Raw genomic sequence first — 20,086 nt, 5'->3', positions numbered from 1 at the left:
TGCGGCGGGTCAGGTGGTGGGCTGCTCGTCGAGGGCGGCACGGATACGGGCAACGGCGTCTCGGCGGCCCGCGAGGGCGATGGGGCCGATACCGCGGACCTCGGAGGCGAGGGCGTGCAGCTCGGCCCGCACGCGGGCGAGGGCGGCCTCGGCCTTCTCCAGCTCGGGCACGACGGCGGCGACGTGCTGCCGGTTGCCCGCGGCGACGTGTTCCAGCGTCGTGATGCGGGCTTCGGCAGCTCGGTACCGGTCGGCAAGGTGGTCGACGGCCCGCTCGGCTTTGGCGGCGCGGATCTCCAGGGCGAACACCTTGGTCTTGTGGCGGTCGTCGGAGCAGACGAGGGGCACTCCGGGGGCCAGGGCTGCAACTTCGGCGCGCAGGTTGTCGGCGAGGGTCATGCCTGCGCCTGCGGCCTGCTTCCAGTCCTCCAGCCGGTTGGCCATGGCGGCGATCCCGGCCGCGAGGGCGTCGTGTTCGGCGGGAAGTGCGACGCCGCGGCGTGCCCGGTCGGCGAGGTGCAGCAGCTGCTCGCGGTCGCTCATCGGCCCGGCTCCTCGGTGGTGGTGGCGGTCGGCTCGAAGGGGCGTCGCAGCGCCCACTGGTGGCGGCAGTGGGTGTTCGCGCAGCAAGCTCGTATGCGGCCCGTGCTGTTGCAGTTGTCAGCCATGAGGGTGGGCGGCCTCTGCTCGGGGTCGGCGGGGCGGAGAATGCCGGTGCCATCGATGACTGCGTAGCCCCATTCGAGGTAGCCGGTCACGTCTTCCACAACGGTGGCGGGGTAGCGGCACTTGGGGCAGAGGAGAATGCGTTCAGCCATGACGCCGCTCCGATGCGGGCTCGTCCACGGTCGTGGTGCCGAGGATCTGCCGGGCCACCGCGAGGGCGGCGCGGGTCTCCTCCAACTCGACGGCCAGCTGCTCGGCGCGGGCTTCGGCCTGCTGGCGGAACTGGTGGGGAGTGGGGCACTTCCGACGCTGCACAGTGACGGTGTACCCCTGGCCGGTTTCCCCGTCGGTCATTTCCATCTCGACGTAGTTCGAGGCGTCGTGGCCGTCAAGGCAGCCGCGCATTCCGGCGGCGAAGATGCGAACCATCTCGGTGGCCTCGGCGAGTTCGAGGGTGGCGACGCCGTCCTTGATGGTGAGGGATCGCATCATCGTGCCGTCGACGAGGATCTCAGCGGCGAGGTCACCGAGGGCATCGAGTGCCGCGTCGGCTGCCCAGTCGAGACGGGGCGGGGTCTGGTGCCAGACGTCGGCAGCGTCGCGCAGACCGCGCTCGATGGTGTCGCGGGCACGGGTACGGCGCTCCTCTCGCTGGGCTTCGGTGAGGTCGGTCATCACAGGCTCCAGAGGGTGGCTTGGTGGTGGACGAGCGGGAGTTCGGTCTGTCCGTCGACGTGGTGGTCGGGGTGTGGGGTGGGGATGCGGGGTGCTGGGCGCTCGCCTGCGGCCTTGGCGCAGATGGGTCCGATGCCTCGGGCTGCCCATCGCTCGGAGCGGAGGAGACGGCCGCAGACGCGGCACGACGGGGTCACGGCGCCTCGTCAAGGTCGGGGCGGATCTCGTAGCCGGAGCTGAGGAGGTACTCGCCGATCCGGTCGACGAGTCCCTCGGGCGTCTGCTGCTCGGCTGGGACGGTGGTGCGGTAGTCGTCGGTGGCGGCGGTCATCACGGCGACTGCGGCCGGCGGGATCGGAATCACGCGGCCCTCCGGCGGTCGGGGCCGGTCATGGCGACAACTGCGGTGTCCTCGGACAGTCGGGACACGATGCGGTCACCGAGTGCGGCGGTGAGGTCGCGGCCGTCGTCCGCCTTCGCGGGAAGGTTGCTGGTGTAGAGCGTCGGTTTGCACGTGTTGTAGCGCTCGTTGATGAGCCGGTAGGTGGTTTCCTCCGTCCACTCCGTTGCCTTCGCGCTGCCGAGGTCATCGAGGAGCAGCAGCGGGATCCGGCAGAGGCGGCGGAGTTCTTCCTCGACGCCTCGCGGGCTGCCGTTGACGCGGAGGAGCCCGTTCATGTCGGCGGCGGTGAGTGCACGGATTTCGTACGGATGGGTACTGCCGGCCGCAGCGATGCGTCGGAACGCCCCGTACGCCTGGTGGGTTTTGCCGGTGCCAGTCGTGCCGGTGAGAAGAAGTGAACCGGCTGTGTCGGGGGCGGCTGCGACGGCGTCGGCCCATTGCTGAACGGCGGGGTGGGTGGCGTCGGCACGCCGGTACCGCGGCGGAGTTGCAACCTCCCAGCGGCCCAGGTTCCATTCGGCGCGGCGGCGGCGATGGTATTCGGGGTGTCCTGGCTCATCCGGGGTGGGGGCGTCGTCGACTGGGCCGGGAGCCAGGTGCGGGTGGCGTTCGTGGAGGCCGGCGAGGATGCGGCCGAGGGTGGCGTTGGGGTTGCCAGTGAAGCCGGTGGTCGGTTCGCTCATGGTCAGAATCCGTTCTCGTACGCGCTCACGTCGACGGGGTTGGTGTAGGGCCGCCAGGTGTCGCCGGACACGGCGCGAAGCGGCGGGCGAGCGGTGCCCGGACGGGGCAGCGGGGGCAACTCGCTCCAGCCGCGCATGAAGTACTTCGCGGAGTCGACGTTGGTGCGGCCCGCTGCTCGGGCTGCGTAGTCGACGAGAGCGGGAATGCCGCTCTTCGTGATGAGGGCGAGCACGGGGAACCACTGGTCGCCCTTGAAGGGCCAGCGGACGTTGATCCCTGCTGCGGTGATGCCTTCGACGAGAGGCAGGGCGGCTTCGGGAATGCCGTAGCCGAGCCGGTCGTCGGCCGGCTCCTCCTGCTTGCTAGCTGAGGGGGTAGTAGAGGAGGGGTAAAGAGGGGTAGGGGTCCCGGATTCCGGGACACTGACGTCCCGGATTTCCTGACACTGAGCCGTTTCAGTGTCCGCATTTCCGGGACGCTGAGTGTCCTCGTCAGTGTCCGGAATTCCGGGATGCTGAGAGGCTTCAGTGTCAGGAGAATTGGGACGCTGAGACCGCGTGTCAGTGTCAGGGATTTTGGGACACTGAGGCACGGCGAACAACGGGATCTTGTACTTCGCGGTCCCGTTCTTCTGGCCGGCCGCCAGCTTCTCCAGTGCCCCCTTGGCGGCGAGCGACTTCAGCACGGCGTACAGCTGCGAGCGGCTGAGCTTCGCGCCGCGCAGTACCTCGGGGCGCTCGACGCTGTTCCACGTGGTCCGCGTGTCGTCGTTGGCGTCTTCGGCCAGGACGACAAGGAGGAGCTTCTCCCGGTGCGTCAGGGCCTCGGGTGCGCTGGCGAGCACCTCAACGATCAGGCGGATTCCCACGGTTGCTCTCTTCCGTACGGGTTGCTGTGGTGCGGGTGGTGGCCCGGGGCGCGGCGGCCCCGGGCCGGGGGTCACGCGGTGCGGCCGGTCATCTCGTTGAGCGACACCACGGCCATGTCGAACAGAGCCCGGATGCCGTCCGCCAGCGCTTCCGCCGCCTGCTCATCGGCCGGTTCGACCAGGGCACGGAACAGGGCATATGCGGTGTCCTGCTCGCCGTTGCCCCATGCGGTGCTGAACTGGGCGGCGAACCGGATGCCGGGCGGCAGGCTGTTGATGTCGCCGCGCTGCCCGGTGTGGGCGTCGAGGACGAGGAGCCCGAATGTGTCGCCTTTGGACAGGGCCTTGCGGGGGCCGAACGCGGACATTTCAGCGAGTGCCGCGCAGAGCCCGACCGTGGTGGTCGGCCCGCCCTTGACGAACGGCTCGAACAAGGGGGCGGCCTTTTCGGGGTGGCCGGTCATGCCGTGCGCGAGCGCCGCCATGATCGTCTCGGACGGGTCGTCCTGCGGAACCGTGGGGATCTCGTGCGTCATCAGCGCTTTCCATTCTGGGAGGCGGCGAGCTGCTGCTCGTAGGCGTCGGATGCGGCCTGGCACGCGTCATCGACGGGTTCGCCAGCCTGGAGGTGCCGGTAGTACGCCTTCGTTGTTCCGCACGCGGGCCCGGCCTCCTCGGCTGCCTTCTTCCGCATCCGGCGGGCGAGGTGCGCGCGTTCGACCGGGGTGAGTCCCCCGCGGACTCCGGCGCGGCGGTACTGGTCGGCGCTGCCTTCCTCCTCCATTGCCGTGACGAGGCATGCGCGCCGGACCGGGCAGGATTCGCAGATCTGTCGGGCCAGGCCCGGGGCCGCGTCGGTCTCGGTGCGGGGCGGCAGGAAGACATCGGCGTGCCCGCGGCAGGCGGCGTGGTCGGCCCATGCTTCCGGCCAAGGCAGGGTGTTGGGTGCGTAGTTCATGCTGCACCTCCGAAGATCCCTGCCATTTGTGCCCGCAGTTGGTCGCGCATGGCCTGGTCCTCGACGTGGTCGGGGGCGACGCAGCGGGGGCGGCCGCAACCGGGCCGGACAGGGCCGACCGGGGCCCGGTTGTGCCGCATGACGAACGCGATGCGGTAGGCGGACAGGTTGCGTCCCAGCCAGGAAACGGACGGCACCTCGGCGTTCGTGACCGTGCCGGTCCACTGGAGGTGGCCGCCGCGGACCTGCTCGGTCCGGTCCTGGAACAGTCCCTGCGGAGTGCTGGTGGTCGGCCGGCCAGGCCCGTACGCGGGTACGCCCAGGTCGCGCCGGGCTGCGGCAACGAATCGCTTCGATACGCCGAACTCACGGGTGATGGTGTTGTTGGAGCAGCCGCTCCGGAGCCGGTCGGCGATCGCGTTGGGGATCTTCATCACGCTGCCTCCTGCTGCTGCCGGTGGTCGGCGCGGACGCGGACGACGGTGCGGCCGGTGACGCCGAGCCGCGTGCCGATCTCAGCCGCGGTGAGGCCCTGCTCAGTGAGGGCGATGATCGTGCGGTCACGGGCGGCATTCAACGCGGCCTGGCGGTGGCGCTGGCGGGCGGACAGCCCGGCCCACGCCCCGTGCCGACGTCCTTCCGAGGCGTCCTCCACATCCTGTGCAAACTTGCCGCACTCGGTACGGACGGAGCAGCCGGAGCAGATACGGAGCGCTGTACGGGCGTGCTGGCCGGACCCTTCGGGGAACCACAGGTCAGGGTCGGTCTGGGCGCACGCGGCGCTGTCCATCCACTCGTACTTCACTGGTCCCCCTTGGTGGTGCCGCAGCGGGTGCACTGGTAGGCGGTGCCGTGCGGGGTGTGGCGGGTGGTGAGGTGGGCGCAGGTGGTGGTGTCGCAGACCAGCCACCGGGCGCCGTCGAGCACACCGGTCGGGCTGAACGTGGCCGGGGCCGGGGCCGACGCCGGGCGGCGGAAGAGGCGACGGAGGAACGTCACTGCGCCACCTCCTCGTCCACGAACTCGGCCTCGATCGCCTCGTCCTCGTCGTCGTCCCCGGCGGGCGTACCCGGGGCGATTGCCGTCGGGCCGTCCCCGACAGGAAGCGCGGGCCACGGCTGGTCCGAGGGCACTTCGGTCCGCCACTCCACCGCCGTCGGCACCCACGGCTCCAGGCGGCGAGCAACCGTCTTGAGAACCATCGACTCCTCCCACTTCACCCACGGGGACGAAGCACGGTCCGAGCCTCGGGACTCCTTCTTGACCTTGTCGATGTACGCCCGGTTGATCACGATGACTTTGGAGGTGGAGCCGTCGGCGAACACCCCGTAGGCGTAGGCGCCGATGATGGGGCCGCGGTCGCCGAAGTAGTCCGGCCGGTGTACGGGGCGGTCCATGTCGGGGCTGTACTCGAAGTGGTCGTTGGCGTAGACAACTTCTGCCTTCACTGCTTTCACCGCACCTGCGCGGTAGATGCGCTCGACGATGCCGCGGTAGCCCTCGATGCCCTGGACCTCGTTACCGAAAGGCACCAGGTAGAAGGACTCGGTGCCGGGTTCGTGGCCGAGGCGGGCGCATTCCAGCAGGGCGTTCATGAGAGAGCCGGGGTTGCGGGTGGCGGTCCGGCGGAGGTTCTCGTCCCGGCGGAGAGCGCCGGTGGCGAGGCGCATCCAGGTCTCGCCCTTGACGTGGGTGGGCAGGACGAGGGTGAGGTCGTCGCGGTGCTGGCGAACGAGAGCCTCGGGCCCGTTGTTGCGGACGGCGATGGCGTTGGCGATGGTCTCGGTCATGAGGTGCTCCGGTTCCAGGCGGGCTGAAGGGAGTAGGTACGGCCGGCGCGGACCGTGCGGGTTGCGACCGTGCGGCGTTCGCACACGGCCCGGCGGCCCGTCCCGATCTCGTCGAGGAGGAGGCCGGCCGCGGCCCGCTTCTCCTCCTCGGCCTGCGTGGCGGCGTCGAGGGCGGCGAAGTACCGATCGCGGCGGGCGGTCGACACCTCGATGTCGATGTCGTCCTGGCCGTCGGGCAGGGCCTTGATGGTCTGGAACGTGGCTGAGTGGCCGTCAATGTCGGGCCGCTCACCGGCCGCGAGGGTCCGCATGAACTCGGCCCCGGCGGTACGCATCGCGAGCGCGTCGGTCTCGTCGTACTCGACGACGTACTCGCGGAATTCGGACCCGGCGATCAGCACCGCAACGTGACAGGTGCGGGCGCCGAGGACGTCCATGTACCAGAGGCACTGAGCCCGGTAGTGGACGGGGATGTCGTCGGTGCCGGGCTTGCCCCACCCGTGGTCGTCGCGGGCGGTCTTCGCCTCCAGCACGGCCGGCGGGATCCACTCCTCGGGCTTGTTCATGGGGTGAAGGACCCGGTCCGGGTTGGCGATCTGCCACGGGCGCTCGACCGCGGCGTATGTGCCCGATTCGCACACGGCCCAGTCGGGGTGAAGGTCGGCGAACCGGTCGCAGATCGCGGGCTCGTGGACCTTCCCCCAGTACATTTCCTCGGACTCTTCGACAGGGGCGATGAGCCCCTGCTTCCGGTGCCAGAGGGAGAACCGGGACTCGTACGGGCTGATGCCCATGACGGCGGCGATCTCGGAGCCGCCGATGCCGGCCGCGCGGGCGGCGTGCCATTCGTCGGTGCCGGGCTCGAACCATCCGAGGACGGTGGGCCCGGCGGCCGGGGCCGAAGCCCCGGCCGGCGCGGTGGTGGTCATGCAGTGACTCCGGTGGTGTGGAGGAGGGCGGCGAGCAGCAGCCCGGCGAGGGGCAGGGCGAGGATGAGGAGGAAGGAGCACCCGGCGGCGGGGTCGTGGTCGTAGCTGGCTCGGTCCTGCACCTCGCGGCGGGACTGGCCGATGCCGTCCTGCTGAGCGCGGGACCAGGTTCCGGCGAACGTGCTCGGGCGGTCGCTCATGCCGCGCTCGCAGGGGTGGCCTTGAACTCGCGGCGGTAGCGCCACTGGAGCGCCCTCGCATTGGTGTTCTCGCGCCACTCGATCGGACCGTGGCACTTCCGGAACGGGTCGTGATACCACTCGCGGCGCATGGCCAACTTGCCGCAGCCAGGGCAAGCGATCTCCGGTCCGATCGGGGCACCGGTCAGGCTCCCGCGCTGCCACCGGTCGACTCGACGGATCTCGGACCCGCCGTCGATCGCCTGCTCACCGTCCAGGTCGGGGTACTCGCCACTGTCAGCCCAGTACTCCAGTGCGTCGTCCTCGGTCGCACCGGGCGCCTTGATGACGTAGACGCTGGTGACCTCGACGATGATCGGCCACTGCATCTCGCCCAGGTCCCACGCACCATGCTTGCGGGCGGCCCGCTCGATCAGGTCGGCGACGTCGGCGTCCGGCTCGGCCGGCACGGGGCGGGGGTACTTCTGCCCGAAGTACTCGTGGTGTCCCGCGTGACCCAGCTGGAGCTGGCAGTCACGGGAGGAGTACGTCTCGCCGTCGTTGTACAGCTGATCTTCGCACTTCATCGGGCGTCTCCGTGGGCGTGGTTGAGGCGGAACACCCGGCGGCCGGGGTCGGTGTCGTCGAGAATGAGGAGGCCCTGGCGGTGCAGGGTCGCGAGGTCGTCGCGGGCGGTCTTCCGCAGCGGGGCGTCGTACCCGCGGGCCCGGTACAGCTGCTGCACCATGCGCGTCGTCCACGGGGCGGTGCCGCGGTCGCGGATCGCGCGGCGGAGCAGGGTGAGACGGTCGGAGGCGCTCACAGGCCACCGCCCATCGGGTCGACGTGCGTCAGGTGGATCCCGCCGGCCTCGCCCTCGACGGACACGACCGCCGCACCGTGGCCAAGCGTCCACGCCGGGGTGCGGGTCACGGTGTCCAAGGGCTCGTCGTCACGGGTGCCGGGGTACGCGAGGACCGGGGTACCGACCGGGTACCGCTCGTTCCACTCGTCGGCCGTCATCGACGGCAGGTCGCGGCCGGTCTCGTACTCGTGGTGCAGCGGGGAGTCGTGCGGGTCCTCGGCCGGGGCACGGTGTACGGCTCGCGCGCTCCACTCGGCGTCGCGCAGAACGGCCGTGTCGCCGAGCAGGTTCTCGTCGCAGTCGACGGCGATCGTCTTTGTGGTGATCCGGGTGATCGTGCCGGTGCGCCAGACCTCGCCCATGCCGCCGAATCCGTTGTCGGCGGTGACGAACCGGACGCGATGGCCGACCGCCAACTCGGCGAAGGAGACGGGGCCGTGCTGATCCTCGGCCGGAGCGGCGGAAGGTGCCGGCCGGACCGCGCCGCGCGAGATCTTCGACGCCATCACGTCGATCGCGTCCGCCTGCAACGCGTGCTGTCTGCTGCCAGTGCTGCGGTACTCGCGGGACTTCTTCCCAAGCCAGGCGATGATCTGCGCGTCCCGGTCGGCGATGGCGGCGGCCTGCGCCGCTTCCAGCTCGGCGACCACGCACCACGGGCAACTCCGTGTGTCGTCTGCCGCTCGCAGCCATGTCGGGTGCTCTGGGTTGTCGCACGTCGCGGACATGCGGCCGTCGACGGAGCCCAGTTGCAGGGCCTCCAGCTCAGCGATCCGGGCCCGCAGCTGGCTCTCGACCAGGCAGGCGCCACGGACGATCCGCTGATAGTCCTCCTCAGCCAGCACGGCGGACCGCTCCAACCCAGTGACCTGGGCCCGCAGCCCGTCACGCTCGGCCGTCAGCAGCCGTACCACCGCGACCAGATCCGGCACGTCCGTACGGGCGCTGGCGACGAACGACGCGGTGGCCCGGTCCTGCTCCAGGTCGGCCGCACCAGCCACACCCCGGCACGTCTCGCCAATCCACTCGGCGCCCGCCTCGTACTCGGCGCCCTGGTAGATCTCCCACGAGTCCGTGCACCACGGACCCGGCGTCGCAGCCTCGGCACGGGCCAGGATCTCCGCCAGACGGGCGGGCGTCATCGGGGCGTTCATGCGGCCACCTCGTCGGCAACAGCCACGATCGCCTCGGCGGGCATCAGCGTCCACGCCGTCACCAGCACTCCACGGCACAGACCGCCGCGAGCCTCGGTGTACACCGACCCGTCGTCGCGGGTCTCGGCCGTGACGTCCATCCACCGCTCGTCCGCGAACTCCCGCACGGCGGCCGGGTCCTGGTGGAAGTAGAACCGAATCGCCGGCTTGGTCGGCCTGTGCTCCACCACCTCGATGACAAAGCTGGCCGGCATGACGGTCGACTCGCTGATAATCATCTCCGCCAGCGACAGCGCCGTCATGTACGAGATGCGCTGCTGCACGCCCATGTCCGGGGCGGTCGGGGCGGTAATCTGTGTGCTCACGGTGACCTCTTCTTTCTGATGTGTGTTGAGGTGTGCCGAGGGGTCGCCGGACCGGGCATGGTCTGTGCGGCCCCGCTGTACGTGATGGGTCAGGCGGCGGGGCCCTGAAACGGCTCGATCGCGCCGAGGACCGACGTGCGTCGGACGTCCTCGCGGGTGAGCGTGATTCGGCCACCGTCGCGGTGCGCGTAGATCTCGCGGGCGTACGCCAGTTCCTTGATCTTGCGAGCGGACCAGGGGAGCCAGCCCAGCTCTGCGATCTGCTCGGGGGTGTAGCGCTTGAGCTCGTCGTCGAGGTCGACGACGGGCGCCTCGATGGCCTCGGCGGTCACGGTGGGATCTCCTTCATCAGCGATGGCTTCGGTCGGCACCCCGAGGGCGCCGGCGAGCGCATCGGCCCGCTCCGCCGCGATGGCGCCGACCTCCGCTCTCTCCAGGCGCGAGAGGTAGCGGCGATCGAGTCCAGTGGCGTCCTGTAGCCCGCGAAGGCTCAAACCTTGAGCCTTGCGGAGGGCTTTGAATGCGGGTCCGTGCGGTCTCACAGCTCAAACAGTAGGCCCTTGGGCATACCCATGCAACCCTCCATGCCTACTTTTTGAGCCCGCACTAACACTGATGTAGGCACCAGGTAGCAAGTGGGGCGCACAGATGAACCAATTTGTGCGCCGGAGTGAGCGGCATATGCCTACCTATATGCAGGTCAAAGACTCAAAGCTGAGCTATCGGTGGGCCTACCGATGGGGCATGATGAGGACTCATGGACTGGGTACGCCTAGGCGAGGCATTCAAGGCCGCACGCGCCACACACGAGCCGCGACTGACGCAGGACGATGTGCAGCGCGCCCTCGACGTCTCGCGTGCCACCGTGCAGAACATCGAGCGCGGCAAGGCTTTCGGCAGGGTCACTCCGACACACCGGGCCTATGCCCGCCTCGTCGGCTGGACTGACGACAGCGTGGAGCAGGTGCTGGCCGGCGGCGAGCCGACCCGCACGGCTGACTCGGAATCAGCCACCTCCGAGCCAGGCGCCCCTGTCCCTGACGGTCTCCCCCTCCGCGTGGCCGAAGAGCTGGCGTCCGGCCCGCTGCTGGACACGATGGTGATCCGGCTGCCCGGTGGCGGGCAGGCCGTTGTCGTCGCCCGCGGCAAGGAGGGCGGGTCGCCCGAGGAGATCCAGGCCGCTCTGGAAGCGTGGCGGCGGGCGCAGCCGCAACTGCACGAGATTGAGGTGCGCGTTGACACTGACGAGCCGCCGGAGTCGGTCGCGTAGTTCGGACGCGAAGAAGCGGCCCGCCCCAATTAGGGGCGGGCCGCTTCGTTGTGCGGGGAATCCGCGGTCTGACCTGCGGGTTCCTGGTCGTTCCGTAGGAGAGATTTAGGGGACGGCACCCCGTACTGGGTGTGTTGGCATTACGTACTCAGCACGGGGTCAGAACGTAGGCATGAAGAAACCCCAGGTCAGGTGAGCCCTGACCTGGGGTTTCTTTTCTGGCTGGTGGGCGCGGACGGTTTCGAACCGCCGACATCTGCTTTGTAAGAGCAGCGCTCTACCCCTGAGCTACGCACCCGTGGATGAGGCAACAGCGTACATGGACTACGGCCCGTGGTCACAAACGATTCCCGGCAGCAGCGAACAGGAAGCCCCTCGACGTGCGAGGGCGGGGGTTATCCCCACCCCCGTACGGTGGCCGTCCGGATTCTGGTGGGGGCGGGGGCGTACGTACGGTGAGGGTCGCAGAATCGGAGCGTCCGCCGTACGACCTGGGGGAAAGATCATCGTGGCAGTCCGTACCCGCACTCTCATCGCGTCCGGTGGCGCCGTGCTCATGGCTCTTGTTCTTTCCGGTTGTGGCAGTACGGATGTCAGCGACGCGCCTGCCGAGCACAAGTCGTTCGCGTTGAGCGGGAAGACGCTGACCATCCGCTCCGGGCAGTCCTCGCTGGAGCTCGTGCCGGCCGATGTGCAGAAGGTCGAGGTGACCCGGCGGGTCGACGGTTGGGTGATGTTCGGGGACGGGCCCGAGCCCCGGTGGGAGATGCAGCACGGCACCCTCACGCTCGGGGTGAAGTGCGATGCGCTGATCAGTGACTGTGCTGTGGAGCATCAGGTGAAGGTGCCGCGCGGGGTGGCGGTGGTCGTGGAGGGGAACGACGGGAAGATCGTCGCCTCCGGGTTCCGTACGCCGCTCACGCTCACCGCCGACAACGGCAAGGTGACCGTCCGGGACTCCACCGGGCCGCTCAGGCTGGCCAGCGACAACGGTGCCATCGTCGCCGAGGGGATCTCGGCCGGGTCCGTGTCGGCGCGGTCGGACAACGGCAGCATCCGGCTGGGGTTCACCGCCGTGCCGGATCTCGTGGACACCGTGAGCGACAACGGGGCGATCACCATCGGCCTTCCGGGCGGCTCCGTGAAGTACGCGGTGGACGCCGCCGCCGACAACGGGCGCACCTCGGTGGACGTGCCGCGCGGCAAGGGCAGCGGTCATGTGGTGAAGGCCCGGAGCGACAACGGCGAAGTCACCGTCCGAAGCGTGAACTAACCGGCCCGTGTGTTCGTCCTTACCTGGTGGGAGAATGTACCGGGCAGGGCGAAACGGCACGGGAGAGGGATGTGACGGCGACACACGCGCAGCCGCGGGCGAGAGCGGGTGGGGTTTCCGCCGTCAGGGACGTCTTCGTGCTGATGCTGTTGCCGGTGCCGCTGCTCGCCGCCGCGTTGCCGGCCGCCTTCGCGGGTGGTGGTACGAGGCGCTGGTTCGGCGGGCGCGGGGAGAGTCAGCGCGCCGAGGCGCAGGCCGCGAAGGACGCCGCCGCCTCGGCCTTCTACGAGCTGGACACGGCCCAGCGCGATCTGCGGATCTCCATCGAGACGATCACCGCGGTGGACAGCTCGCCCGCCGCGCGCAAGGCCGTGGACGACTTCGCCGCTCTCGGGCGGCGGATCGACGAGGTCAGCCATACGTACATCACGGCAGTCGACGCGCACGACCTGGACCGGGACGATCTGGAGCACTCGGTCGCCTCCCGCGCGCGGGCCGAGCTGACCACGGCCAAGGACGAGCTGGTACGGGTCAAGGCCGAGCTGGACCGGTTCGCGCAGGGGCTCGGTCCGCTGCTGGGCAGTGCGGAGACGCAGCTCGCGCGGCTCGCGCCCGCCGTGGAGCGGGCCCGGCAGGCTCTGCTGGGTGCGAGCAACGCTCTCGACACGGTGCGCGCGTCCGGGCTGCGGGCGGATGATCTCGCCGCCCGGCTGGCGGCTCTCGCCCCCGAGCTGACCAAGCTCAACCAGGGCGCCGGCCGGCACGGCGTCGCGGAGACCCTGCAGCGTGCCGATCGGGTGCTGCGCGATGCGGAGGCGGTACGGGCCGAGGCGGCCAAGCTGCCCGAGCGGGCCGCCGAGATCGACCACCGGCTGGTGTCGTTGCGTACGCGCGCCCAGGCGTTGACGACCCGGGCGGGGTCGGTGGAGCCGGTGCTGAGCGAGTTGCGGCGGCGGTTCTCGGCGGCGTGCTGGCAGGACCTCCAGCCCGTTCCCGAGCAGGCGGCCGTCAATGTGCGGCAGGCCGAGGAGAAGCTGAAGGAGGCCGCCCAGGCGCGGGACGAGCAGCGGTGGGCCGATGCGACGTCCCGGCTGAGCACGGTCCGCGCCTTGCTGAACGCGACGGACGAGGCGGTGTCCGCGGCCGGTGACCGGCTGCACCAGCTGGACGGCGTGGCCAAGGATCCGCAGCAGGAGATCCAGCGGACCCGGTTCGCGGTCCGCGACGCGCAGCGCCTGGCCATGGACGGCCGGAGCACGCCCGATCCGCGCCATGCCCGACCGCTGGACGATGCCGTGGCCCGGCTGGACCGCGCCGTCGCCGGGCTCGACGGGCGTCACCCCGACTACTGGCACTTCCTGACCGAGACCGACGCGGTGCGGCGGACGGCCGCGCGGGTGGTCTCCGAGATCCGTGAGGAGCGCGGGGCGGGCGCCTGAGCGGTGCCGGCTGCGCATGCGGCCTGCGGGGTGCAGGCGGCCGAACCGTGCCGGCCGCGCGGTGCTGGTCGAGCGGTGCCGGCTGTGCGGTGCGGCCTGCGGGGTGCAGGCGGCCGAGCCGTGCCGGCCGCGCTCGCCATGGGGCTCTGGTGTGCGGTGGCAACGCCTTGGGCGGATCCTGGTAGTACGCCCGAAGGAGACGACCGACATGGCCACCCACGTGCTGCATACCACTGGGCGACGGGCCTCTCGCCGCCGCAAGGCCACCCGGCTGGACAAGCATCTGCCGGTCGATCACCGGCTCAGCCGCGTCTATCGGGTCGGAGCGGGGCTGATGGGGCTGGTGCTGCTCGCCTTCGGTGTCCTGGGGCTGATCGACAAGATCGGTTTCTTCAACACCGGCGGAGCCACCGTCGCGGGCCTCAACACCAACGGCGCGCTGAGCGTCCTGTCCATCTGCGTCGGCCTGCTCCTGTTCATCGGGATGGTGATCGGCGGCAACTTCGCCTCGACGCTCAACATGATTCTGGGCATCGCCTTCATCCTCAGCGGCTTCGTCAATCTCGCGCTGCTGGAGACCGACTACAACTTCCTCGCCTTCCACATGCAGAACGTGCTGTTCAGCTTTGTGGTCGGCCTGATGCTGATGGTCTTCGGGATGTACGGGCGGGTCAGCGGCGGTCTTCCGCACGACAACCCGTACTGGCGGGCACGCCACCCCGAGGAGGCCGCGCGGGAAATGCGGCTGAGCCGGAGGGCGACCACGCCGCCGATGCCGGTCGTCCGGCGTGACCCCTGAGTCTTGCCCCCTGAGCTGCCCCTGAGCCCGCGGTCGCGGTTAGCCTGGGGCCATGCCTCGTTACGAATTCCGCTGCCGCTCCTGCGGAGACACGTTCGAACTCAGCCGCCCGATGGCCCAGTCCTCCGACCCGGCCTCCTGCCCCGCCGGGCACGCCGACACCGTGAAGCTGCTCTCCACCGTGGCCGTCGGCGGGTCGTCCGCCAAGTCCGCTCCCGCCGCCCCGTCGGCCGGTGGCGGGGGCGGCGGTGGCGGGTGCTGCGGTGGGGGCTGCTGCGGCTGAGCGCGGCGGGATGCGCCGGGCGGGCTCCTAACGCCTGCGGGAGAGGGTCAGGCCGTCGGACACGGTCAGCAGCACGCTGTCCATCCGCTGATCGGCGGCCACGTGCTCGTTGAACTCCTTGATCGCCGCCGCCGCGCCGGTCGCGTCCGGGGCGGTCACCGCGCCGTGGAAGAGCACGTTGTCCGTGACGATCAGGCCGCCCTGCCGCATCCGGGGCACCAGCTCCTCCCAGTACGGGATGTAGTTGCCCTTGTCCGCGTCCAGGTAGGCGAGGTCGATGTGCGGCTCGGCCGGCATCGCCCGCAGGGTGTCGAGCGCGGGGGCGATACGGAGCTCGATCCGGTCCGCGACGCCCGCCTTCTCCCAGGCCTCCCGGCCGTAGGCGGTCCACTCCTCCGAGATGTCGCAGGCGATCAGCCGTCCGTCGGCGGGCAGGGCCTGCGCCATCGACAGCGCGGAGAACCCGGTGAACGTCCCGACCTCCACGATGTGCCGGGCCCCGGTCAGCCGGACGAGGAAGGCGAGCAGCGGTCCCTGTTCCTCGGCCGACTGCATGCCGGCGTGCTCGGGCAGGCGTGCGTACGTGGTCTCGACGAGCTCGCGCTGCACCGGGTCGAGCGGTGGGTTGTGCGCCAGCATGTACGCGTACAGCTCGTCCGTGATTTTGGTTTCGTTGCCCTTGGTCATCCTGCGCTCCTCGTCCGTCGATCGGCCGGCGGCCTCGCCGCCCGGCGTCAGGACGATCTTGCCTCGCCGGCGGCCCGGAGGAAGTGCCGGAGGATCTCCTCGCCCGCCGCCACCCCTCGCTCGGCCGTCACCTCGGCGTGCGGGGCGCTCCAGCCGGTGTCGGCCAGTTCGCCATGGGCCGGGCGCCAGGCGCGGTCGGCGGCGAGGAGCAGATCGGCGTCCAGGAGGCTGTCGCCGGCGGCGAGGGTGAGCGTGGCGCCGGTGCGCCGGGCCACCTCGTTCATGGCGGCGCTCTTGGTGAGCGGGCCCGGAACGGCGTAGATCTTGCGGCCCTGGAGGGAGACCGTCCAGCCGCGCGTCAGCGCCCACTCCCCCAGTTCCTTGACCCAGTCCTCGGGCAGTAGCGGGCGTTCCACCACGAGGTAGGCGAAGAGGTCCTCGGCGACCCGTTCCTTGAGCAGCCAGGCGGGGTCGGCTGCGGCCAGGAGGTGGGCGCGGACCTCGGCGAGGGGCGCGGATTCCTCGGCGAGCCTGCGGGCCACCTGCCGCTGCCAGTCGGGGTCGGACTCGCCGTCGACGAGCAGGTGTCCGCCGTTGGCGCAGATCGCGAACCGGGGTGCGGGACCGGGCAGATGGATGCGTCCGTACTGCTCGCGGGTGCGGGTGGTGGTCGGGACGAAGACCGTGGTGCGGGCCAGTTCGTCCAGCAGTGCCGCGGCCGTCTCCGTCAGGTAGGAGAGCGGCTTGTGGTCGTACACCTCCACGCAGAGCAGCTGGGGGGCCGCGGCGTCCGGCATGGCGAGCTGGAGCGCTGCCGTGGAGTAGATCAGGGTGCGGTCGAGGTCGCTGGCGACGAGCGTGACGGGGGCGCCGGCATCGGCCGTCGCCGGGGGCCGGGACGCGGGGGTGGTCACTTGGACTCCACCGCCTTGCCGTCAGCGCCGGTCGCGCCCCTGGTGTACTTCGGGTGGATCAGACCGACGCAGCTGTACGGGAGTCCGTCGACCTCCTCCACCGGTACGCCCCGCTGCTCGGCCAGCAGACGGATGTGGTCGAGGTCCGCGCCCGCCCCCCGGTCGGCGAGGATCTTCCACGGGACGCGGCGCAGCAGTACGCGGGTCGTCTCGCCGACGCCCGGCTTGACGAGGTTCACGTCGTGGATGCCGTACTCCTCGCTGATGCGCTCCACGGCGGCCCAGCCCTCCCAGGTGGGCGCGCGATCGGCCGCGAGCAGCTCCTTGGCCTCGGCGTCCACGGCGTCGACGACCTCGTCGAAGTGCGCGGCGACGGTGTCGAGGAAGTGGCCGGACACATCGGTGTCCGCGAGCTCCCGGTAGAACTTCGCACCGTGGAAGTCCTCGGGGCCGACCAGGTCGGCGCGCAGGACGGTCCGCGAGATCAGCCCGGAGACGGTGGAGTTGAGGCAGGCGGACGGGATGAGGAAGTCCTCGCGGGTGCCGTAGGTACGGACGCAGCCTCCCGGGTCGGCCAGTACCGCGATCTCCGGGTCGAACCCGTCGAACCCGTCGAGCGCCGCGGACAGTTCGCGGGTGATCGCGCCCTTGCCGGTCCAGCCGTCGACGAAGACGACGTCCGCCGGGTCGTGGTGGGCGGCCAGCCAGCGCAGGGCGTTGGCGTCGATGCCGCGGCCCCGCACGATGGAGACGGCGTAGTGCGGCAGGTCGATGCCGTGCCGGTGCCGGGCCCAGCGGCGCATCAGTACGCCGACGGGCGTGCCGGCCCTGGCGAGCGAGACCAGGACCGGGCGGGGGCCGCGCTCGGCGAGGACCGTCTCGGTGACGGTGCCGACGGCGCGGGCGACGCGGGCGGCCGACAGCTCCAGCGCCGCCTTGAACAGCTTCTGGTACTCGGCGGACGGCTGGTACTCGACGGGCAGCGACTCGGCGTAGTGGGCGCCGCCGCTCTGTATCGCCTCCTCGCGTTCCTCGGTGGGCGCCTCCAGCTCGGTGTCCGAGAGGTCCTGGAGCAGCCAGCCGACCTCGTCGGGCGCGTAGGAGGAGAAGGCGGGGCCGCGGAGGGGCTCGGGCAGCACGGGGGGTTCCTGCCGTTCGGGGGCGTGCGGGTGGGGGTGCGACGGGACGTACGAGGGGACGACCGCGAGCAGGACGTGGTCGGTGTGCGCGGCGAGCTGCGCCAGCAGGCCGTCGGGGGCGTGCAGTTCGGGGGTGTCGGCGGCGGAGTCGACGGCGAGCACCACGGCGTCGAATCCGGCGCCCGCGACGTTGTACGCGTACCGGTCGCCGGGCCCGTCGGCCGGGTTGTCGTGGGCCGGGAAGACCAGCCGGGTCCGTATCGCGTAGCCCGGGTCGTCCACGGCGAGGACGGGGGAACGCGTGGTGGTGGAGTAGCGCACCTCGGCGTCGGTGTGGTCCTCCAGGGCCGTGCCCAGCCGGAGGGGGGCGTACATCAGCTCCTCGAAGCCGAGGACCAGTACGCGGCGGGCGTCGCCCAGGGCTCCGGCTATGCGGGCGGCCATGGCGGGCAGGGCGGGTTCCAGGACGGCCCGGTGGGCGGGGGTGAAGCCGTGCCGTCCGCCGTCGGGCACACCGGCGGGCCACCGGAGATCCACCCGGGTGCAGGGCCTGGAGCCGGGGGCGGCGGGACCTGCGGAACCGGCCGCTCCGTGCGCCGTGGCACCCTCAGGCTCGGACTCGTGCGCGGCGACCAGTGCCTGGCCCTTCGCCAGCACGCCCTCCGGGAGGGTGACCGTGCCCGAGCCGCGCGCCACCAGGTCGACGCGGGCGCCGATCTCCGCGGCGAACCCGGCAAGCCGTCCCCGGTCGGCCGGCGACCTCATGTCCACCAGGGCGACGATGACGTAACGGCTCCGCGGATACCGCTCGTGCAGTGCGCGGATGGTGTTGAGCACGGTGTTGCCCGTGGAGAACTCGTCGTCCACCAGCACCAGCGGCGCGTCCGTCTCCGTGTCCACGCCCGCCGGGCCGCGGTCGCCGGCCAGTAGTGCCGGGTCCTCCGGGAGCAGCAGGTGCGAGGTGGCGTGCGAGTGGGACTCCTCGAAGCCGCCCGCCCTTGCCACGCCCTCGACGGGGCGGCGGGTCGAGTGGAGGTACGGTGCCACGCCCAGCCCGTCGGCGACCGCGTGGCCGAGGCCGGTGGCCGTCTCCGCGTAACCGAGCACGACGGCCCGGCGCGCCTCGGCGTCACCGAGGAGTTCGCGCACCCGTCGGCCGAGCTCGAATCCGGTGCCGTAGACCACGGAGGGCTTCTGCGGCACGTGCTTGCCGAGCACGTTCGACACGAGGAGGTGGGCCCGCTTGGGGTTGCGGCGCAGGGCGAGGCCCAGCAGGTCCTTCAGCTCTCCGTCGCCGTCGGGCCTCCCGTCGCCGACGAGCTCGACGCCCAGTCGCTCCGCCACCCAGCTGCCCGACCACACCACGTCCGCCGTCTCCTTCTCCTTGGTCGTCCTTGCCGTCCTTGCCGGCTCTTTCGCCGTCCTCGCCGGATGCCCGCTCACTCCGCGAGGCCCGCGGCCAGCAGTTCCACGAAGCCGACGTCCTGCCTGGCCACGCCGAAGACCTCGGCCCGCAGCAGGGTCCGCTCGGCCCAGGCCCGGTGCGGCTTCACCTCGTTCATCTTGTTCGTGTACGCGGAGCGCATCACGCCACCGCCGCCGCGCTCCGGCCGCAGGATGTCCTTCGCGTCGCTGTACTCCTCGTGGCTGACCACGGACAGCGCGTGCACGGGCGCGACGTGCGAGGGGTGGATGCAGGTCTTGCCGAGCAGACCGTTGGCCCGGTCGAGCTCGATCTCGCGCAGCAGGCCGTCCAGGTCGTGCTCGATCAGCGCCGTGCGCAGTTCCTCGGCCCGGCCCTCCAGGAAGGGGCTGCGGCGCAGCTGGGGCTTGAACATGCGCTCCTGGAGCCGGAAGTACTCCCACACCGGCCCGGTGATCGTGAAGCCGGTGCCGTCCGCCCGGCCCAGCACATTGACCACGTCGGCGATGACGGCGCCGACGATCTGGACGTCGTACGCCGTCATGTCGGGCGCCCTGCGCAGTCCGTACGCCGAGCAGAAGTCGGTGACGCCGAGCCGCAGCGCGAGCACCCGGTCGCGGTATTTGTCGACGGTGCGGGCAATTCCCTGGAGAGTTTCGCCCCGGGTCTCCAGATGCAGCAGCTCGGGCGATTCGAGAACGGGCATCGCGAACAGGCGCCGCCCGCATGCCTTTTCCGCGTTGGCAAGCGCCTCCATGAAAGGCACGCCACGCTCTTCATTGAACTTTGGAAGTACAAAACCAGACAACATGCGGACGGTGTCACCGAGGCGGTGCACCAGGTCACCTATCTGGCCCGGCTCGCGGACCCGGATGAAGAGCAGCGGCACCTCGACGCTGCTCGCATCGAGATCGGCGAACTGTCTGACCAGGTTCTCCTCGGCCCCGGCGACCTCGGAGTCGTCGATCGAATCCTCCAGGCACAGCACCATCGATACGACACCGCGCCCGGCCTGCTTGACGACGTCGTCAGCAAGCCTGGGACGGGTGGCAGGGCTGTACAGGGTCGCGCCCAGGGCGGCCGACAGCACGCGGGCCGACGAATCCGGACCGAACTCGCACGGCTCCTGGAAGAACAGACCCTTCCTCGCAGCGGGCGCAATATGCCCGAAATGACGCATGTAACTCCCCCGAACTGAACGACCGGCCGGAAAACGCGTGGCCGGTAATAGTACGTACGGACGGGTGTCAACAGTTCCCCACGTGCATGAATTCCGGGTAACTCGTCCATTTCCCGACGGTTCGGAGCGCCTCGGGCCATGTG

General features: G+C 70.6%; 29 protein-coding genes and 1 tRNA gene. 5 read left to right on the top strand and 25 right to left on the bottom strand.

Annotated features, from left to right (window positions below; all coding sequences use genetic code 11):
• Window positions 1-9: 9 nt before the first annotated feature.
• The 20 genes from OG842_RS27180 to OG842_RS27090 all read right to left on the bottom strand — a co-directional run bounded on the left by OG842_RS27180 (window position 10) and on the right by OG842_RS27090 (window position 10,078).
• Window positions 10-543: a hypothetical protein gene (locus tag OG842_RS27180; RefSeq protein WP_266733310.1), complete on the bottom strand. Its 534-nt coding sequence runs from the start codon at window positions 541-543 to the stop codon at window positions 10-12.
• The gene (locus tag OG842_RS27175; RefSeq protein WP_266733309.1) at window positions 540-818 is read right to left on the bottom strand and encodes a hypothetical protein; all 279 of its coding nucleotides are present in this window, start codon (window positions 816-818) and stop codon (window positions 540-542) included. The genes OG842_RS27180 and OG842_RS27175 overlap by 4 nt, the downstream gene beginning before the upstream one ends.
• Window positions 811-1,341 carry a hypothetical protein gene (locus OG842_RS27170; protein ID WP_266733307.1) on the bottom strand — a complete coding sequence of 177 codons (531 nt, stop codon included), beginning with the start codon at window positions 1,339-1,341 and terminating at the stop codon, window positions 811-813. The genes OG842_RS27175 and OG842_RS27170 overlap by 8 nt, the downstream gene beginning before the upstream one ends.
• Window positions 1,341-1,538, bottom strand: a complete 198-nt coding sequence (locus OG842_RS45260) for a DUF6011 domain-containing protein (protein ID WP_353962597.1) — start codon at window positions 1,536-1,538, stop codon at window positions 1,341-1,343. Before OG842_RS45260 ends, OG842_RS27170 begins: the two co-directional genes overlap by 1 nt.
• Window positions 1,535-1,705, bottom strand: coding sequence for a hypothetical protein (locus OG842_RS27165; protein ID WP_266733305.1), 171 nt, complete (start codon window positions 1,703-1,705; stop codon window positions 1,535-1,537). Before OG842_RS27165 ends, OG842_RS45260 begins: the two co-directional genes overlap by 4 nt.
• On the bottom strand, window positions 1,702-2,427 hold the full coding sequence (locus tag OG842_RS27160) for an ATP-binding protein (RefSeq protein WP_266733303.1): 726 nt from the start codon (window positions 2,425-2,427) through the stop codon (window positions 1,702-1,704). The genes OG842_RS27165 and OG842_RS27160 overlap by 4 nt, the downstream gene beginning before the upstream one ends.
• A gap of 2 nt (window positions 2,428-2,429) precedes the next feature.
• Complete coding sequence (locus OG842_RS27155; RefSeq protein WP_266733301.1) at window positions 2,430-3,296, bottom strand: hypothetical protein; 867 nt, start codon at window positions 3,294-3,296, stop codon at window positions 2,430-2,432.
• Window positions 3,297-3,367: 71 nt separating this feature from the next.
• Window positions 3,368-3,832 carry a hypothetical protein gene (locus OG842_RS27150; protein ID WP_266733299.1) on the bottom strand — a complete coding sequence of 155 codons (465 nt, stop codon included), beginning with the start codon at window positions 3,830-3,832 and terminating at the stop codon, window positions 3,368-3,370.
• Entirely contained in the window at window positions 3,832-4,254 is a 423-nt protein-coding gene (locus OG842_RS27145) for a WhiB family transcriptional regulator (protein WP_266733297.1), read from the bottom strand. Before OG842_RS27145 ends, OG842_RS27150 begins: the two co-directional genes overlap by 1 nt.
• Complete coding sequence (locus tag OG842_RS27140) at window positions 4,251-4,688, bottom strand: hypothetical protein (protein ID WP_266733296.1); 438 nt, start codon at window positions 4,686-4,688, stop codon at window positions 4,251-4,253. Before OG842_RS27140 ends, OG842_RS27145 begins: the two co-directional genes overlap by 4 nt.
• Window positions 4,688-5,059 (bottom strand): WhiB family transcriptional regulator, encoded by a 372-nt coding sequence (locus OG842_RS27135; RefSeq protein WP_266733294.1) that lies wholly within the window; start codon window positions 5,057-5,059, stop codon window positions 4,688-4,690. The genes OG842_RS27140 and OG842_RS27135 overlap by 1 nt, the downstream gene beginning before the upstream one ends.
• A complete protein-coding gene (locus OG842_RS27130; protein WP_266733293.1) occupies window positions 5,056-5,253 on the bottom strand; it encodes a hypothetical protein in 198 nt (65 codons plus the stop codon). The genes OG842_RS27135 and OG842_RS27130 overlap by 4 nt, the downstream gene beginning before the upstream one ends.
• Window positions 5,250-6,044 (bottom strand): recombinase RecT, encoded by a 795-nt coding sequence (locus OG842_RS27125; RefSeq protein WP_266733291.1) that lies wholly within the window; start codon window positions 6,042-6,044, stop codon window positions 5,250-5,252. The genes OG842_RS27130 and OG842_RS27125 overlap by 4 nt, the downstream gene beginning before the upstream one ends.
• Complete coding sequence (locus OG842_RS27120) at window positions 6,041-6,973, bottom strand: YqaJ viral recombinase family nuclease (RefSeq protein ID WP_266733290.1); 933 nt, start codon at window positions 6,971-6,973, stop codon at window positions 6,041-6,043. Before OG842_RS27120 ends, OG842_RS27125 begins: the two co-directional genes overlap by 4 nt.
• Window positions 6,970-7,173, bottom strand: a complete 204-nt coding sequence (locus tag OG842_RS27115; RefSeq protein WP_266733289.1) for a hypothetical protein — start codon at window positions 7,171-7,173, stop codon at window positions 6,970-6,972. Before OG842_RS27115 ends, OG842_RS27120 begins: the two co-directional genes overlap by 4 nt.
• Window positions 7,170-7,739: a hypothetical protein gene (locus OG842_RS27110; protein WP_266733288.1), complete on the bottom strand. Its 570-nt coding sequence runs from the start codon at window positions 7,737-7,739 to the stop codon at window positions 7,170-7,172. The genes OG842_RS27115 and OG842_RS27110 overlap by 4 nt, the downstream gene beginning before the upstream one ends.
• A complete protein-coding gene (locus tag OG842_RS27105; protein WP_266733287.1) occupies window positions 7,736-7,975 on the bottom strand; it encodes a hypothetical protein in 240 nt (79 codons plus the stop codon). Before OG842_RS27105 ends, OG842_RS27110 begins: the two co-directional genes overlap by 4 nt.
• A complete protein-coding gene (locus tag OG842_RS27100) occupies window positions 7,972-9,171 on the bottom strand; it encodes a hypothetical protein (protein WP_266733286.1) in 1,200 nt (399 codons plus the stop codon). The genes OG842_RS27105 and OG842_RS27100 overlap by 4 nt, the downstream gene beginning before the upstream one ends.
• Window positions 9,168-9,536 carry a hypothetical protein gene (locus tag OG842_RS27095; RefSeq protein ID WP_266733285.1) on the bottom strand — a complete coding sequence of 123 codons (369 nt, stop codon included), beginning with the start codon at window positions 9,534-9,536 and terminating at the stop codon, window positions 9,168-9,170. Before OG842_RS27095 ends, OG842_RS27100 begins: the two co-directional genes overlap by 4 nt.
• Before the next feature lie 89 nt (window positions 9,537-9,625).
• The gene (locus tag OG842_RS27090) at window positions 9,626-10,078 is read right to left on the bottom strand and encodes a helix-turn-helix domain-containing protein (RefSeq protein ID WP_266733284.1); all 453 of its coding nucleotides are present in this window, start codon (window positions 10,076-10,078) and stop codon (window positions 9,626-9,628) included.
• Window positions 10,079-10,293: 215 nt separating this feature from the next.
• Between OG842_RS27090 and OG842_RS27085 the strand changes: the two genes are divergently transcribed.
• Window positions 10,294-10,806 (top strand): helix-turn-helix transcriptional regulator, encoded by a 513-nt coding sequence (locus tag OG842_RS27085; protein ID WP_266733283.1) that lies wholly within the window; start codon window positions 10,294-10,296, stop codon window positions 10,804-10,806.
• Between the two features lie 223 nt (window positions 10,807-11,029).
• On the opposite strand, the gene OG842_RS27080 is transcribed toward OG842_RS27085, so the two are convergent.
• Window positions 11,030-11,104: transfer RNA gene (locus tag OG842_RS27080), tRNA-Val, on the bottom strand.
• A 210-nt stretch (window positions 11,105-11,314) separates the two neighbouring features.
• Here OG842_RS27080 and OG842_RS27075 point away from each other — a divergent pair.
• The 4 genes from OG842_RS27075 (at window position 11,315) to OG842_RS27060 (ending at window position 14,600) form a co-directional block, all read left to right on the top strand.
• The gene (locus OG842_RS27075; RefSeq protein WP_443064011.1) at window positions 11,315-12,079 is read left to right on the top strand and encodes a DUF4097 family beta strand repeat-containing protein; all 765 of its coding nucleotides are present in this window, start codon (window positions 11,315-11,317) and stop codon (window positions 12,077-12,079) included.
• Between the two features lie 71 nt (window positions 12,080-12,150).
• Complete coding sequence (locus tag OG842_RS27070; RefSeq protein WP_266733281.1) at window positions 12,151-13,518, top strand: hypothetical protein; 1,368 nt, start codon at window positions 12,151-12,153, stop codon at window positions 13,516-13,518.
• A 208-nt stretch (window positions 13,519-13,726) separates the two neighbouring features.
• Entirely contained in the window at window positions 13,727-14,317 is a 591-nt protein-coding gene (locus OG842_RS27065) for a DUF4383 domain-containing protein (protein WP_266733280.1), read from the top strand.
• Between the two features lie 52 nt (window positions 14,318-14,369).
• Entirely contained in the window at window positions 14,370-14,600 is a 231-nt protein-coding gene (locus tag OG842_RS27060) for an FmdB family zinc ribbon protein (RefSeq protein ID WP_266733278.1), read from the top strand.
• A gap of 27 nt (window positions 14,601-14,627) precedes the next feature.
• Here OG842_RS27060 and OG842_RS27055 read toward each other — a convergent pair whose 3' ends face one another.
• The 4 genes from OG842_RS27055 to OG842_RS27040 form a co-directional block, all read right to left on the bottom strand.
• Window positions 14,628-15,287, bottom strand: a complete 660-nt coding sequence (locus OG842_RS27055) for an O-methyltransferase (RefSeq protein ID WP_266733277.1) — start codon at window positions 15,285-15,287, stop codon at window positions 14,628-14,630.
• Between the two features lie 47 nt (window positions 15,288-15,334).
• Window positions 15,335-16,201 carry an HAD family hydrolase gene (locus OG842_RS27050; RefSeq protein WP_266733276.1) on the bottom strand — a complete coding sequence of 289 codons (867 nt, stop codon included), beginning with the start codon at window positions 16,199-16,201 and terminating at the stop codon, window positions 15,335-15,337.
• Window positions 16,198-18,705, bottom strand: a complete 2,508-nt coding sequence (locus OG842_RS27045; RefSeq protein WP_266733275.1) for a phosphoribosyltransferase — start codon at window positions 18,703-18,705, stop codon at window positions 16,198-16,200. Before OG842_RS27045 ends, OG842_RS27050 begins: the two co-directional genes overlap by 4 nt.
• Before the next feature lie 74 nt (window positions 18,706-18,779).
• Window positions 18,780-19,943: an HpcH/HpaI aldolase/citrate lyase family protein gene (locus OG842_RS27040; RefSeq protein WP_266733274.1), complete on the bottom strand. Its 1,164-nt coding sequence runs from the start codon at window positions 19,941-19,943 to the stop codon at window positions 18,780-18,782.
• Between the last annotated feature and the right edge of the window lie 143 nt (window positions 19,944-20,086).

Origin of the sequence: Streptomyces sp. NBC_00376 (assembly GCF_036077095.1) — a bacterium.
Lineage (GTDB): Bacteria > Actinomycetota > Actinomycetes > Streptomycetales > Streptomycetaceae > Streptomyces.
This window is presented reverse-complemented; position numbering and strand designations above follow the sequence as displayed.